General features: G+C 70.5%; 10 protein-coding genes. 5 read left to right on the forward strand and 5 right to left on the reverse strand.

Features of this window, described 5'->3' with window-relative positions; genetic code table 11:
* Window positions 1-64 precede the first annotated feature (64 nt).
* Window positions 65-1,567 carry a gamma-aminobutyraldehyde dehydrogenase gene (locus tag ACFXMF_RS04530; RefSeq protein WP_379989637.1) on the reverse strand — a complete coding sequence of 501 codons (1,503 nt, stop codon included), beginning with the start codon at window positions 1,565-1,567 and terminating at the stop codon, window positions 65-67.
* Window positions 1,568-1,886: 319 nt separating this feature from the next.
* On the opposite strand from ACFXMF_RS04530, the gene ACFXMF_RS04535 reads away from it, so the two are divergent.
* A complete protein-coding gene (locus ACFXMF_RS04535; protein ID WP_360304692.1) occupies window positions 1,887-3,500 on the forward strand; it encodes a PucR family transcriptional regulator ligand-binding domain-containing protein in 1,614 nt (537 codons plus the stop codon).
* Between the two features lie 29 nt (window positions 3,501-3,529).
* On the opposite strand, the gene ACFXMF_RS04540 is transcribed toward ACFXMF_RS04535, so the two are convergent.
* Window positions 3,530-5,299, reverse strand: coding sequence for a protein kinase (locus tag ACFXMF_RS04540; RefSeq protein ID WP_379989638.1), 1,770 nt, complete (start codon window positions 5,297-5,299; stop codon window positions 3,530-3,532).
* A 272-nt stretch (window positions 5,300-5,571) separates the two neighbouring features.
* On the opposite strand from ACFXMF_RS04540, the gene ACFXMF_RS04545 reads away from it, so the two are divergent.
* Window positions 5,572-6,696, forward strand: a complete 1,125-nt coding sequence (locus ACFXMF_RS04545; RefSeq protein WP_379989639.1) for a hypothetical protein — start codon at window positions 5,572-5,574, stop codon at window positions 6,694-6,696.
* Between the two features lie 68 nt (window positions 6,697-6,764).
* On the opposite strand, the gene ACFXMF_RS04550 is transcribed toward ACFXMF_RS04545, so the two are convergent.
* The gene (locus tag ACFXMF_RS04550) at window positions 6,765-7,997 is read right to left on the reverse strand and encodes a geranylgeranyl reductase family protein (protein ID WP_379989640.1); all 1,233 of its coding nucleotides are present in this window, start codon (window positions 7,995-7,997) and stop codon (window positions 6,765-6,767) included.
* Window positions 7,998-8,102: 105 nt separating this feature from the next.
* Between ACFXMF_RS04550 and ACFXMF_RS04555 the strand changes: the two genes are divergently transcribed.
* Entirely contained in the window at window positions 8,103-9,302 is a 1,200-nt protein-coding gene (locus ACFXMF_RS04555; RefSeq protein WP_379989641.1) for a cation:proton antiporter, read from the forward strand.
* A gap of 9 nt (window positions 9,303-9,311) precedes the next feature.
* Here ACFXMF_RS04555 and ACFXMF_RS04560 read toward each other — a convergent pair whose 3' ends face one another.
* A complete protein-coding gene (locus tag ACFXMF_RS04560; protein WP_360304682.1) occupies window positions 9,312-10,529 on the reverse strand; it encodes a spermidine/putrescine ABC transporter substrate-binding protein in 1,218 nt (405 codons plus the stop codon).
* Between the two features lie 193 nt (window positions 10,530-10,722).
* Window positions 10,723-12,153, reverse strand: coding sequence for a gamma-aminobutyraldehyde dehydrogenase (locus ACFXMF_RS04565; RefSeq protein ID WP_360304680.1), 1,431 nt, complete (start codon window positions 12,151-12,153; stop codon window positions 10,723-10,725).
* A 185-nt stretch (window positions 12,154-12,338) separates the two neighbouring features.
* On the opposite strand from ACFXMF_RS04565, the gene ACFXMF_RS04570 reads away from it, so the two are divergent.
* A complete protein-coding gene (locus tag ACFXMF_RS04570) occupies window positions 12,339-12,830 on the forward strand; it encodes an Lrp/AsnC family transcriptional regulator (protein WP_379989642.1) in 492 nt (163 codons plus the stop codon).
* Entirely contained in the window at window positions 12,827-14,212 is a 1,386-nt protein-coding gene (locus tag ACFXMF_RS04575) for an aspartate aminotransferase family protein (RefSeq protein WP_360304678.1), read from the forward strand. Before ACFXMF_RS04570 ends, ACFXMF_RS04575 begins: the two co-directional genes overlap by 4 nt.
* Window positions 14,213-14,284: the final 72 nt, after the last annotated feature.

Consider the following 14,284-nt stretch of genomic DNA (forward strand, 5'->3'; position numbering starts at 1 on the left):
ACCGCACGCCGGCCGCAGGGGCGGCCGAGAACTCGCGCTCTCGGCCGCCCGTTTCGATGGGTGGTTACCGCGCTCCGAAGATCGTCCGGTGCCAGTCCTTGCGGGCGATTCCCGTGCCGTCGTACATCACGTGCTTGACCTGGGTGTACTCGTCGAAGGAGTACTGCGACATGTCCTTGCCGAAGCCGGACGCCTTGTAGCCGCCGTGCGGCATGTCGCTGATGATCGGGATGTGGTCGTTGACCCACACGCAGCCGGCCTGGATCTCCCGGGTCGCGCGCAGCGAGCGGAAGATGTCGCGCGTCCAGGCGGAGGCGGCCAGGCCGTACGGGGTGTCGTTGGCGAGCCGGATGCCCTCCTCGTCGCTGTCGAACGGCAGCACGACCAGGACCGGCCCGAAGATCTCGTCCTGCACGATCTCGCTGTCCTGGGCCACACCGGTGACCAGCGTCGGGCGGTAGAACGCGCCCTTGGCCAGCTCGCCGCCGGGGATCTCGCCACCGGTCACGATGGTCGCGCCGTAGCCGCGGGCGCGCTCGACGAAGCCGGCCACCGACTCCTGCTGGCGGCGCGAGACGAGCGGGCCGAGGTCGGTCGCGGGGTCCATCGTGTCGCCCAGGCGCACGCCCTCGTACAGCTCCGCGACGCCCGCGACGAACGCGTCGTAGAGCGGGCGCTGCACGTAGGCGCGGGTCGCGGCGGTGCAGTCCTGGCCCGAGTTGATCAGCGACGCGGCGACCGCGCCGTTGATCGCGGCGTCCAGGTCGGCGTCGTCGAAGACCACGAACGGGGCCTTGCCACCGAGTTCGAGGTGCAGTCGCTTGACGGTCTGCAGGGCCACCTCGCCGACGCGCTTGCCGACGCCGGTGGAGCCGGTGAAGGAGACCATCGACACGTCCGCGTGGCCCATCAGGTACTCGCCGACGGTCCGCCCCTTGCCGGTGATCACGTTGACCACGCCGTCGGGGATGCCCGCGTCGGCGCACGCCTGGGCGAACATCAGCGAGGTCAGCGGGGTGATCTCGGCCGGCTTGAGCACGATGGTGTTGCCCGCGGCGATCGCCGGGAGGATCTTCCACGCGGCCATCTGGAGCGGGTAGTTCCACGGCGCGATCGAGCCGACCACGCCGATCGCCTCGCGGCGCACCATCGAGGTGGAGCCGGCCGAGTACTCGCCGGCCGCCTTGCCCTCCAGGTTGCGGGCCGCACCCGCGAAGAACGCGGTGTTGTCGATCGTGCCGGGCACGTCGAACTCGGTGCTGAGCCGGATCGGCTTGCCCGCCTGCGCGGTCTCGACCCGGGCGAACTCCTCGGCGCGCTCCTCCAGCAGTACCGACAACCGGTTCAGCGCGGTCGCCCGGTCGCCGGGGGTGGCCCCGGACCACTGCGGGAAGGCGTCCTTGGCGGCGGCTACCGCCGCGTCCACGTCCGCGGTGCCCGCGAGGGTGAGCGTCTCGACCGTCTCGCCGGTCGCCGGGTTGGTGACGTCGAAGGTTTCTCTGGACGAGCCCTGCCGCAGTTGTCCCCCGACGTACTGATGACCTTTGCCGAAGTCCTGCACAGGCATGGGAGCCCTCCAAGGGGGTTTTCGATGAGCCGACGGGCGCTGCGTGCGGTGGTTATGCGCGTGAGCCGCGTCAGCGTAGGACGATGCCGTTTCGACACGGGGTGCCGCAACAGGCACATCGACAGGGAGCGCGGCATCGGCTTTACAGGTCGCCAATCACTCGGCCGAACCCCGGGGTCGGGGGTCGAACCGGGCGACGACCTGTCACCATGAAAGCGTCGCCCGCCGAGCCGTTTACAGATTGCTCGCGAATTCCCGCTTCCTTCGGGAACCAACCGCCGTCGCGGTCGGGCCGTTGTCAGCTCGCGGAGGTTTTCGGATGTTCCCCACGGTCGCCGACGTACTGGCCCTCGACATCGTCCAGCGCGGTCGCCCACAGGTGGTCGCGGGTGAACGCGGCCTGGCCCGGCCGGTGCGCTGGGTGCACATCAGCGAGTTGCCGGACGTGACCCGGCTGCTCAAGGGCGGCGAACTGGTGATGGCCACCGGCATCGCGCTCCCCGAGGAGCGCGAGGGCCTGCAACGCTACATTCGCGATCTGGCCGACGTGGACGCGGCCGGACTCGTGGTCGAGCTGGGCCGGCGCTACACCGAGCAACTGCCGCGCGCGCTGGTCGCCGCGGCCGAGCAGGTCGGCCTGCCGGTGATCACCCTGCGCGACGAGACCCGGTTCATCGGCATCACCGAGGCCGTGCACGGGTTGATCATCGACGCCCAACTCGCCGAGTTGCAGGCTTCCGAGGCGGTGCATCAGGCGTTCAACGAACTCGCGGTCGAGGGTGCCGAACCCGCCGAGATCGTCCGGCAGGCGTCCCGGATGGCCGGGCGCCCGGTGATCCTGGAGAACCTCGCGCACCAGGTGCTCGCCTACGACGCGGCCGGGATAGTGGCGGAAACCCTGCTGGAGAACTGGGAGGACCGCTCCCGACAACTTCGGCTGTCCGCCCGGACCGCCTTCGACGAGCGCACCGGGTGGCTGGTGACCACGGTCGGCGCGCGCGGCCACGACTGGGGCCGACTGGTGCTGGTCGGCGACGGCGGCACTCCGCCCGCGCAGCAGACCATGCTCCTGGAGCGGGCCGCGTCCACCCTGGCGCTGAACCGGCTGGTGGTACGCGACCGGGAGAGCCTGGAACGGCAGACCCACCGCACGCTGCTGTCCGGGATCCTGACCCACTCCTACACCGTGGCCGAGGTGACCCTGCGGGCCCGGGCGCTCGGTGTCCCGCTGGAGGGCCGGCGTCTGGTCGGCGTGGTGTTGCGGCTGCGCCGCAGCGTGACCCCGGCCGCGCTGGAATCGCAGGCCCGGCTGCGCGACTTCACCGAGATCGCCGCCGCGGCGGTCCGCGAGCGCCGGCTGGCCGCGCTGGTCGGCGGGCTCGACGACGAGAACGTCGGGCTGCTGGTCGCGCTCGCGTCGCAGGACACCGAGGACGGCGCGCTGGAGGGCTTCTCCGCCGCCATCCGCCGGCTCGCCCCGGACCTCGCGGACGACATCGTGGTCGCGGTCGGCTCCTCGGTGGGCGCGGTGCGCGACGCGCGCCGCTCGCTCCTGGAGGCCACCCAGGTCGCGGACGCCGCGCTGCACCAGGGCGGCAAGGCGGCCTTCTACCGGCTGCCCGACGTGCGACTGCGCGGACTGCTGCACCTGTTGCGCGACGACGCGCGGTTGCAGACCTACGTCGAGCGCGAACTCGGGCCGCTGCTCGCCTACGACGCGCAGCAGGGCACCCAGTTGATCGCGATGCTCCAGGTCTACCTGGACCACGGCCGGAACAAGTCCGCGGCGGCCGACGCCGCGCACCTGTCCCGCCCGTCCTTCTACGAGCGGCTGCACCGGATCGAGCGCATCCTGGGCGTCGACCTGGACCAGGTGGAGAGTTGTCTGTCGCTGCACGTGGCACTACTCGGCCTGGAGGCGCTGCGTCGCTGACCGCGCGGCGCGCCGACGCCCGGGGCGGCTCAGACGCCGGAGCGGCTGCCCGCGAGGGCGAGGGCGCTCACCGCGAGCCCGTGCAGGGCCGCGTCGCGCGCCCATTGCCGCTCGACGCCGAACACGTCGACCTCGATGTAGATGCCGTTGACGATCACCGCGGCCAATACGGCGTGCCGGGCGGTGCCGGACTCGGTCCAGGTGTATTCCCAGACGACGCCCTTTCGGCCCTGGATGGCGCGTTCCTCGAAGATCACCTTTCGATAGTCGCGAAAAACCCTCCGCGCGTTCTGTTCGTCGTCGCGCCACTGCTCCAACAAATCCGTGGTCTGTTGGAACGCGGTACGCCCGGTCAATACGCTCGGGCCGGCCGGATCGGTGTAGACCACGCTCTGGTCCTGTTCCTTGCGGGTCCATTCCTGTGGGATCGGCCAGGTGAAGGTGCCCTCGTCGGCCGTGCGGACCGGGATCGGCGGGGTGCCCGGGGGCGTGCTCGGGTAGGGCGCGAGGCCCGCGATCGGGTTCGCCGCGGCGCCGCCGGTCGCGGAGCTCGTCGGCGGGATCGGGCCCGAGTCGCCGCCCTTCCCGTCGTCCCCGTCGCCGCCGGCGAGCAGTAGCGCCGCCACGACGGCGCCGGCCACCAGGAGGGTGACCAGCGGCATCAACACGGCCCACCGCCGGCGGCGCGAGCGGGGCGGCCGGCCGGTACGGGTCGGCATCGGGTAGGTCGGCGAGTGCGCGCGGTCGGCCGGTGTGCGCGGCCGATGCTCCGGCGCCGGCGCGGCGGGCACGCGCGGGAACGGGTCGAGCGGGGCGTCGTCGTCGGGGGCGATCCGGGCGGGCGGCATCAGGTCGCGCAGCGGCGGTTGCGGGTGCACGGTCGGCGCCGACGTCGCGTCGTCGTTCGCCGCGTCCGACTCGTGCTCGTCCGGCCCGCGCTCGATCACCCGGCCGAGTGTGGTGGGCGGGATCGGCCGGGTCACGTCGCCCGCGTGCCGGCGGCCCTCGGCCGCGAGCAGCGCGTCCAGCCGCGCCTCCACCTCGGCCGAGTCCGGGCGCCGCGCCGGGTCGCGCCGGAACAGGTCGCGGACGAGGGGCTCCAGCGGACCGATCTCCTGCGGCACCTCGGGTTCGGCGATCACGATCGCGTGCATCGTGGCCACCGGGGTGGATCGGCGGAACGGCGACGCGCCGGTGACCGCCGCGCACAGCGTGACGCCCAGCGACCACAGGTCCGACGCGGGCCCGGGATGCTCGCTCTCGATCCGCTCGGGGGCCATGAACTCGGGTGAGCCCAGGATCGCCCCGGTGCCGGTGAGCCCGCTCACCCCCTCCAGCGCGGCGATGCCGAAATCGGTCAGCACGGCGTGTCCGTCCCCGGCGATCAGCACATTGCCCGGCTTGACGTCGCGGTGGATGACGCCCTGCGCGTGCACGACGGCGAGCGCGCGGGCGATCTGCACGGCCACCGCCGCGGCGGCGTGCGGGGTGAGCGGCCCGTCCTCCTCCAAAATGGTGTCCAGCGAGCGGGCGTCGAGCAGTTCCATCACGATCCACAGCCGGTCGTCGTCCTCGACGTAGTCGTAGACCCGGACGACGTTGGGGTGGTTGATCCGTGCGGTCGCCTGCGCCTCGCGCAGGCTGCGCTCGCGAAAGGACCGGGACGCGCTGCGCCCCCAGCCGGTGGTGATCACCTTCGCCGCCACGGGTCGATCCAGCAGCCGATCCCGGGCCCGCCACACGGTGCCCATGCCGCCGCTGCCGAGCACGCTCACCAACTCGTATCGGGCTCCGACCACGAAGCCCGCCCAATCCTCTCCAGGCCCGCCCGACATCGGCTTTCCCCCAGGTCCCGCCGCTTTTCAAGATCAGACCGTGCTTTTCAAGATCAGACCATTGCCACTTTCGTCGGATTACCTGTGAAAGGCCCTGCGAAAGCTTAGGACGGACATGGTAGAACGAATCGTCACACATAGCGGGAGGGGGATACCGCATGTTCACACCGAAAAAACTTCGATCAGAAAACGTCAAACGAGCAGCCTTGATAATTTCCGTTCCGGTCGGAATAGGAATGATTCTGAGCGCCGGCCTGGCGGTCGCGGACACCGAGGGAAACGGGCCCGCGCAGCGATCCGGCAGCGCACACACCCGGACCCACGGCCCGACCGGCGAGGTCACCACCAAGCCGCCGGTCGGCACCGAACCGCCGACCGGCACCAGGCCCCCGGTCACCACGAAGCCGGCCACCACGAAGCCGGCCACCACCGAGCCGGCGAGCACGCCGCCGCCGAGCACCCACCGGCCGACGACCAAGCCGCCCACGACGCCACCACCGAGCAGCACTCGACCGCCGACGACGACCAAGCCGCCGACCGCGGCGTTCGGGGTCGACACCGACAACCAGATCACCTTCGACGCGAACGGACGGTCGACGATCTGGTTCACCGTCACCAACAACACCGGCCAAATGGATCCCCATCGGGACGTATACGCCTACAGCACGGGACAGTTGAAGATCCTCTCGGTGCCCGGCTGTGAACCCGCGAGGGCGCTGACCGATCCGGGTCCGCAGTGGGTGAGTTCGTTCCGGTGCACGTTCGAATTCCTGAAACCGCACGAGACCAGGCGCTGGTCCGCAACGGTGGAATACCCGCCGGCACGGTCGCCGCGCGCGGCTCGGGCCGAGGTCCGGCTCCCGCTCGCGGCGGAGCCCGACATCTCCACGTTCTGCGTGCTGGTGGTCCCCCAGGACGCCAGGGACACGACGATGGTCCTGGGCCGGCGCGGACCGCTGACCCTGAAGAACGTGCCCAACAACAACGACCCGTCCTTCATCGGCTACACCGTCGAATCACCCATTCCCGGCGGCACCACCGGCGGGGGCACGACGGGTGGCGGCACGACCGGTGGCGGAAGTACCGGAGGCAACGGCAGCACCGGCGGCGGTGGCACGACCGGAGGCGGCAGCACCGGCGGCGGTGATACGACCGGCGGCACCACCACCGGCGCGAGCACCGGCGGCACCGACCAGGCCACACCGCCGACTTCGCTGCCCAAGACCGGCCCCGACGACGACACGCTGCCCCTCGCGGGCGGCGCGCTCGGCCTGATGCTGGTGGGCAACGCGCTGTTCCAGGGCGCGCGCCTGCGTCGGATCCGCTCGGCCGAGGGCGACGACGAGCCGGCTCGGGACTGAGTTCGGCACCCGCCCGCACAGGCCGGCCCCGGACCCGTGAAGGACGGTCCCGGGGCCGGCCGACCTCGTCAGTGGCCGGTCAGCGCCAGCACCCGCCGGGCGGCGGGCCGCTCCAGCAGGTCGGCGAACGTGGTCCGTCCCTGGACCACCTTGCGGAACACCCGCCAGCCCTGCGGCAGCGTGCTCACCGCGTGGTGCAACATCCCGGGGTGCCGCTCGAACACGCCCAGCAGGAGCCGGCCGGCGCGCATCTCGCGGCCCAGCACCGCGTCGATGTCCGCGTGATACTCGGCGCCGATCTTGTCCACCTCGGCATCGGTGCCCACCTGGGCCACCAGCGCGGCCCGCTCCCCCGCCAGCCTGCCCGAGCGCAGCGCGTACGAGATGCCCTCGCGCGTCCACGGCTCCAGCAGCCCGGCCGCGTCGCCGGCCACCAGCACCCGGCCGCGCGAGAGCGGCGCGCTCTCCTTGCGACAGCGGGTCAGGTGGCCCGACTCGACGGCCGGCCGGAATCCGGCCAGACCGAGCCGGCCGATGAAGTCGCGCAGGTAGGCGCGGGTGGCCTCGCCCTCGCCCCGGGCGCAGATCACCCCGACGGTCAACGTGTCGCCCTTGGGAAAGACCCAACCGTACGAGCCCGGCAGCGGCCCCCAGTCGAGCAGGATCCGGCCGCGCCAGTGCGTGGCGACCTCCGGCGGCACCGGAATCTCCGCCTCCAGGCCCAGGTCGACCTGGTCGAAGGTGACCCCGACGTAGGCCGAGCTGCGTCCCGCGCTGCCGTCCGCGCCGACCACCGCGTGTGCCCGCAACAACTCGCCACCGGGCAGGGTCAGCGTCACCAGGCCGTCCCGCTCGGCCATCCGGGAGACCGCGACGCCCTCGCGCAGCACCGCGCCCGCGGCCACCGCCGCCCGGGTCAGCGCCTCGTCGAAGCGAGCCCGGTCGACCAGGCCGATCAGCGTGGTCCGGGCCGAGCGCACCCGCCGGCGGCGACCGCGCAGGGTGAATTCGACCTCGTGCACCAGGTCCTCGACCGGCGGCTCGAACCCGGGCGGAAGGGCGCTCTTGGAGGGGCCGATGATGCCGCCGCCGCAGGTCTTGTAGCGCGGCAGTTCGGCCCGGTCCAGCACCAGCACCCGACGTCCCGCGCGCGCCGCGGCCAGGGCCGCGGACGCCCCGGCGGGGCCGGCTCCGATCACCACGACATCCCAGGTCACAGGCTCGGTTCCGGGGTCGGTACCGGAGTCGGCGGGCAGTTCGACGGCGGGCGCGGGGGTGGCCTCGGGGGAGCTGCTAGTCATGGATATCGACCCTAGTGCGTCCGTCCGGGCGGCTCTTGCCGGGAGGTCGGCCGCCGACCTGCGCGTCTGCCGGAATGCGCACCGGATGCGCATTATGCTCCGCCGGTGTCCCCCGACAGTGCGTCACTTCTGATCGTCCTGGCCCTCGCCTTCGCCGCACCGCTCGTGGCCGATCTGCTCGGGCGCCGGATCCCGGTGCCCACGGTCGTGTTCGAACTCCTGCTCGGCGTCCTGGCGGGTCCGTCCGCACTGGACTGGGTGCACGAGGGTGCCGTGCTGACCTATCTGGCCGACTTCGGGCTCGCGTTCCTGATGTTCCTGGCCGGCTTCGAGATCGATCCGACCCGGCTCAGCGGCCGACCGCTGCGTCGGGCCACGCTGGGCTGGGCGCTGTCGCTGGTGGTCGGCCTGCTGTTCGGGCTGCTGCTGGTGTGGTCCGGCTCGACGATGTCCCGCCTGGTGGTCGGCCTCGCCCTGACCACCACCGCGCTCGGCACGCTGCTGCCGATCCTGCGTGACGCGGGGGCGCTGCCGACCCGGTTCGGCACCCAGGTGATGGCGATCGGCACACTCGGCGAGTTCGGCCCGATCGTGGCCGTGTCGCTGCTGCTGAGCGGGCGCAACGCGGGCGCCTCGGCGATCGCGCTGGCCTGCTTCGCGGCGGTGACCGTGGTGGTGTTCGCGTTCGCGCGCCGACCGTTGCCCGACTCGCTGGACCGGGTGGTCCGGGCCACGCTGCACTCCAGCGGCCAACTCGCCATCCGGCTGGCCGTGCTCGCGCTCGCGCTGTTGGTCTGGGCCGCGGGCGAACTCGGCCTGGACCCCCTGCTCGGCGCGTTCGCCGCCGGACTGGTCATCCGGCTGCTGCTGTCCGACATGCCCGCCGAGACGCGCGAGACGGTCGCGGGCAAGCTGGACGCGATCGGCTTCGGGATGTTCGTCCCGGTCTTCTTCGTGATCAGCGGGGTGCGCTTCGACGGCCGGGCGCTGTTCGCCGACGCGGGCACGCTGGCCCTGCTGCCGCTGTTCCTGGCGCTGTTGCTGGTGGTTCGCGGGGTGCCGACGTACCTGATGGAGCGCGGCTCGCCGGCGGCCGTGCGGCTGGGCCTGGCCCTGTTCGCCTCGGCCGGTCTGCCGCTGATCGTGGTGATCAGCGGTATCGGTGTGGAGGAGGGCGAACTGCGCGCGGGCACCGCCGCCGCGATGGTCGGCGCCGGCATGGTCTCGGTGCTGGTGTTCCCGCTGCTGGGCCTGCGCGCCTATCGCGGCGCCGTCACCGCCGACCCGGCCCTGGCGGAGCGCTGATCCGCCGGCTCACAGGCCGATGATGTTCCCCCACGCCTTCTCCCAGCGCCGTTCCTCGTCCTCGGTGGTCTCGCGCATCCCGTGCAGCTTCGCGGTCATCTCGGCGTCCGGGAAGATCAGCGGGTTGGTCGCCGACTCGCGCATCTCCTGGTCCGAGGACTCGGCCAGCACCTGCTGCGCGGCCGGGACGGGACACACGTACGCCACGTAGTTCGCCAGCTCGGCCGCGACCTCCGGGTCGTAGTAGAAGTCCATCAGCTTCTCGGCGTTGGTCTTGTGCGCGGCCTTGTTCGGCACCATCAGGTTCTCCGACCACAGCTCGGCGCCCTCCTCGGGCACCACGAACTCGATGTCGGGGTTGTCCAGCTTGAGCTGGCCGACGTCGCCGGAGTACGCCTGGCAGGCCAGGATGTCGCCGTTGGCCAGGCCCGAGGTGTAGTCGTTGCCGGTGAAGCTGCGGATGTGGTCCTTGTCCACCAGCTTCTGCATGCGCTCCATCACCTTGTCCACGTCCGCGTCCGTGAAGGTCTTGATGTCCGCGCCCTCGCCGAGCATCAGCAGCGCGACCGCCTCCATGAAGCCGGCGAACACGGTGACCCGCCCCTTGAGTTCGGGTCGCCACAGGTCGTTCACGGACCGGATCTCGCGGTCCACCAGCTTCTTGTTGTACGCGATGCCGGTCATCCCGCTCTGCCACGGCACGGTGTACTCGCGCCTGGGGTCGTAACCCGGGCTGCGCAGCGATTCGGCGAGGTTGGCGTCCACCTGCGGCAGGTTGGCCTTGTTCAGCTTCTGCACCCAGCCGAGCCGGACGAAGCGGGTGCACATCCAGTCCGAGATGACGATCGCGTCGCGTCCGGGCTCCTTGCCCGCCTGGATGGCCGGGTGGATCTTCCCGAAGAACTCGTCGTTGTCGTTGATCTCCTCCGAGTACCGGACCTTGATCCCGGTCTTGTCGGTGAAGGCGTCGAGCGTGGGGTGCTTCTGCTCGTCGTTCTCGTCGATGTCGATGTAGAGCGCCCAGTTGGAGAAGCGCACCACCTTCTCCTGCTCCGACCGGTCCCGGCCGCCGCGCTTGCTCTCCTGGACGTACGCGGAGGGCACGCCGCACGCGGCCAGGGTGCCCGCGGCCGCCGCCGCGCCGGTGCCGCGCAGGAACATCCGCCGGTCCACCCGGTGCCCGGCGATCCGCAGCGGGGACTGGGCGCGAGTGCGGGCGCGGGTCATCGGCGACTCCTTGGCGAATGCGGGGGTGGGGCCTGCTCCGTGGGCGGGGGACCGCACAGTGGCGTACAAAATGGCCCACCGCATCGTGGCGTCCGCCCACCCCCGACGGCAACACGCACCCTGTCAACCCTCGCGGAGCGGAGTTGACAGGGTGCGGGTGGGTCGTGCCGACGCCGCGGGCGCGGCGGTGGGATCAGGCGTCGTAGTTCGTCATCACGTGCTTGATCCGGGTGTAGTCCTCGAAGCCGTAGCCGGAGAGGTCCTTGCCGTAGCCGGAGTGCTTGAAGCCGCCGTGCGGCATCTCGGCGACCAGCGGGATGTGCGTGTTGATCCACACGCACCCGAAGTCGAGCCGCTTGGCCATCCGCATCGCCCGGCCGTGATCCTTGGTCCACACCGAGGAGGCGAGCGCGTACTGCACGCCGTTGGCGTTGCCCAGCGCCTCCGCCTCGTCCTCGAACGACTGCACGGTGATGACCGGGCCGAACACCTCGTTCTGGATGATCTCGTCGTCCTGCTTCAGCCCGGAGACCACGGTCGGGGCGTAGAAGAAGCCCTTCTCGCCGACCTGGTGCCCGCCGGTCTCGACCTTGGCGTGCGCCGGCAGGCGCTCGATGAAGCCGCTGACCTGCTTGAGCTGATTGACGTTGTTGACCGGGCCGAAGTACGCGTCCTCCTGCGGGCCGGTCGCCAGCTCCGCGGCGGCCGCGGCCAGCGCGGCGACGAACTCGTCGCGGATCGAGGAGTGCACGAGCACCCGGGTGGCGGCGGTGCAGTCCTGGCCGGCGTTGAAGAAGCCGGCACCGGCGATGCCCTCGGCCGCGGCGGCGATGTCCGCGTCCTCGAAGACCACGACGGGCGCCTTGCCGCCGAGTTCGAGGTGCACCCGCTTGAGGTCCTTGGACGCGCTCTCGGCGACCGACATGCCGGCGCGTACCGAACCGGTGATCGAGGCCATCGCCGGGGTCTTGTGCTCGACCATCAAACGGCCGGTGTCGCGGTCGCCGCAGATCACGTTGAACACGCCGGCGGGCAGGATCTCGCCCATGATCTCGGCGAGCAGCACGGTGGAGGCGGGGGTGGTGTCGGACGGCTTGAGCACCACGGTGTTGCCCGCGGCGATGGCCGGCGCGAACTTCCACACCGCCATCATCATCGGGTAGTTCCACGGCGCCACCTGGGCACAGACACCGACCGGCTCACGGCGCACCATGGACGTGTGCCCCGCCATGTACTCGCCGGCCGACTTGCCTTCGAGCATGCGCGCGGCGCCCGCGAAGAAGCGGATCTGGTCCACCATCGGCGGGATCTCCTCGGACGCGGTGAGCGCGCGAGGCTTGCCGGTGTTGAGACACTCGGCGTCGATCAGTTCGTCGGCGCGCTTCTCCACCGCGTCGGCGATCCGCAGCAGCGCGAGCTGCCGCTCGGCCGGCGTGGTCTCGCTCCAGGTCTCGAACGCCGCCGCCGCCGCACGCATCGCCGCGTCGACGTCCCGCTCGCGAGAGAGCGGGGACGTCGCGTAGACCTCGCCGGTGGCGGGGTCGACGATGTCGAGCGTGCCGCCGTCCGCGGCGTCGGTGAACGTGCCGTCGATGTAGTTGCGCAGAGTACGCAGGTCGCTCATGTCCCAAGTCTCCTTCGAAAACGGGGCGGCACCGGCAGGACGGTGAGGGGGTCGATCCCGGCCTGGGTCGCGTTCCCAGCCTAACCGGATTGCTGTCGGTATCCGCATCCCCATCACGAACCAACAACTGAATCAGTTGTCTCACTGAGCAAAGTCAACGGATTCCCTTGCGAAAGGCCCATTTGATGAGGCAGAGTGACCACGTGGCCGGTCGAGACAGAAACCCGAACGCTCCGGCCGACGCCGTGTCGAAGGCGATCATCGAGCAGCTCCAGGAGGACGGGCGCCGCTCATACGCCGCGATCGGCAAGGCGGTCGGTCTCTCGGAGGCCGCCGTGCGTCAACGCGTTCAGCGCCTGCTCGACCAGGGCGTGATGCAGATCGTCGCGGTGACCGATCCGCTGACCGTCGGCTTCCATCGCCAGGCCATGGTCGGGGTCCGTGTCGAAGGAGACATCGATCCCGTAGCGGACATACTGGCCACGATGAAGGAAGTGGACTACGTCGTCATCACGGCAGGTTCCTTCGACCTCATCGTGGAACTCGTATGCGAGAACGACGACCACTTGCTCGACATCATCAACAAGAGGATTCGAGCGATTCCGGGCGTACGGAGCACCGAGAGCTTCGTCTACCTGAAGCTTCGGAAGCAGACCTACCAGTGGGGTACTCGATGACACAGCAGTACGACAACGCGGCCCTCTCCAAGAGCGCCTACGACCACCTGTGGATGCACTTCACCCGCATGTCGTCCTACGAGAACGCTCCCGTGCCGACCATCGTGCGCGGTGAAGGCAGCTACATCTGGGACACCAACGGGCGCAAGTACATCGACGGCCTCGCCGGCCTGTTCGTCGTACAGGCCGGTCACGGCCGCACCGAGCTGGCCGAGGTGGCCCGCAAGCAGGCCGAGCAGCTCGCCTTCTTCCCGGTGTGGAGCTACGCCCACCCCAAGGCGATCGAACTGGCCGAGCGGCTGGCGAACCACGCCCCGGGCGACCTGAACAAGGTCTTCTTCACCACCGGTGGTGGCGAGGCCGTCGAGTCCGCGTGGAAGCTGGCGAAGCACTACTTCAAGCTGACCGGCAAGCCGACCAAGCACAAGGTCATCTCGCGGGCCATCGCCTACCACGGCACCCCGCAGGGCGCGCTGTCGATCACCGGCCTGCCGGACTACAAGGCGCCGTACGAGCCGCTGGTGCCGAGCACCTTCCGGGTGCCGAACACCAACCAGTACCGCAAGCCGGAGTTCCTCGCCGACTCCTCGCCCGAGGGCTTCGGCCGTTGGGCCGCCGACCAGATCGAGGTGGCGATCCTCAACGAGGGCCCCGACACCGTCGCCGCGGTCTTCCTGGAGCCGGTGCAAAACGCCGGCGGCTGCTTCCCGCCGCCGCCCGGCTACTTCCAGCGGGTGCGCGAGATCTGCGACCAGTACGACGTGCTGCTCGTCTCGGACGAGGTCATCTGCGCGTTCGGCCGCCTCGGCACGATGTTCGCGTGCGACAAGTTCGACTACGTGCCGGACATCATCACCTGCGCCAAGGGCATGACCTCGGGCTACTCGCCGATCGGCGCGATGCTCGTCTCGGACCGCATCGCCGAGCCGTTCTACAACGGCAGCGACAACGTCTTCATGCACGGTTACACGTTCGGCGGGCACCCGGTGTCCTCGGCCGTGGCGCTGGCCAACCTCGACATCTTCGAGCGCGAGGGCCTGAACCAGCACGTGCTGGACAACGAGTCCAAGTTCCTGGCCACGCTGCAGAAGCTCCAGGACCTGCCGATCGTCGGCGACGTGCGCGGCAACGGGTACTTCTACGGCATCGAGATGGTCAAGGACAAGGGCACCAAGGAGACGTTCAACGAGGACGAGGCCGAGCGTCTGCTGCGCGGCTTCCTGTCCACGGCGCTCTACGACAACGGCCTGTACTGCCGCGCCGACGACCGCGGCGACCCGGTCATCCAGCTGTCCCCGCCGCTGACCGCGGACCAGGGCGTGTTCGACGAGATCGAGCAGATCCTGCGTGGCGTGCTGACCGAGGCATGGACCAAGCTGTAGATCGAGCAGTGAACCCCGGCTATTCGACGAACCCTCAGTGAGTCTGCCGCCGTCGCGCACACGCCAGTGCGC

The sequence above is a fragment of the Embleya sp. NPDC059213 genome (genome assembly GCF_042754445.1).
Classification (GTDB): domain Bacteria; phylum Actinomycetota; class Actinomycetes; order Streptomycetales; family Streptomycetaceae; genus Embleya.

Bases quoted from the DNA above. Each gene is read 5' to 3' on its own strand.
- ACFXMF_RS04530 (WP_379989637.1), bottom strand. From the start codon at position 1,567: ATGCCTGTGCAGGACTTCGGCAAAGGTCATCAGTACGTCGGGGGACAA.
- ACFXMF_RS04570 (WP_379989642.1), top strand. From the start codon at position 12,339: ATGAGGCAGAGTGACCACGTGGCCGGTCGAGACAGAAACCCGAACGCT.
- ACFXMF_RS04550 (WP_379989640.1), bottom strand. From the start codon at position 7,997: ATGACTAGCAGCTCCCCCGAGGCCACCCCCGCGCCCGCCGTCGAACTG.
- ACFXMF_RS04535 (WP_360304692.1), top strand. From the start codon at position 1,887: ATGTTCCCCACGGTCGCCGACGTACTGGCCCTCGACATCGTCCAGCGC.
- ACFXMF_RS04575 (WP_360304678.1), top strand. From the start codon at position 12,827: ATGACACAGCAGTACGACAACGCGGCCCTCTCCAAGAGCGCCTACGAC.
- ACFXMF_RS04560 (WP_360304682.1), bottom strand. From the start codon at position 10,529: ATGACCCGCGCCCGCACTCGCGCCCAGTCCCCGCTGCGGATCGCCGGG.
- ACFXMF_RS04565 (WP_360304680.1), bottom strand. From the start codon at position 12,153: ATGAGCGACCTGCGTACTCTGCGCAACTACATCGACGGCACGTTCACC.
- ACFXMF_RS04545 (WP_379989639.1), top strand. From the start codon at position 5,572: ATGATTCTGAGCGCCGGCCTGGCGGTCGCGGACACCGAGGGAAACGGG.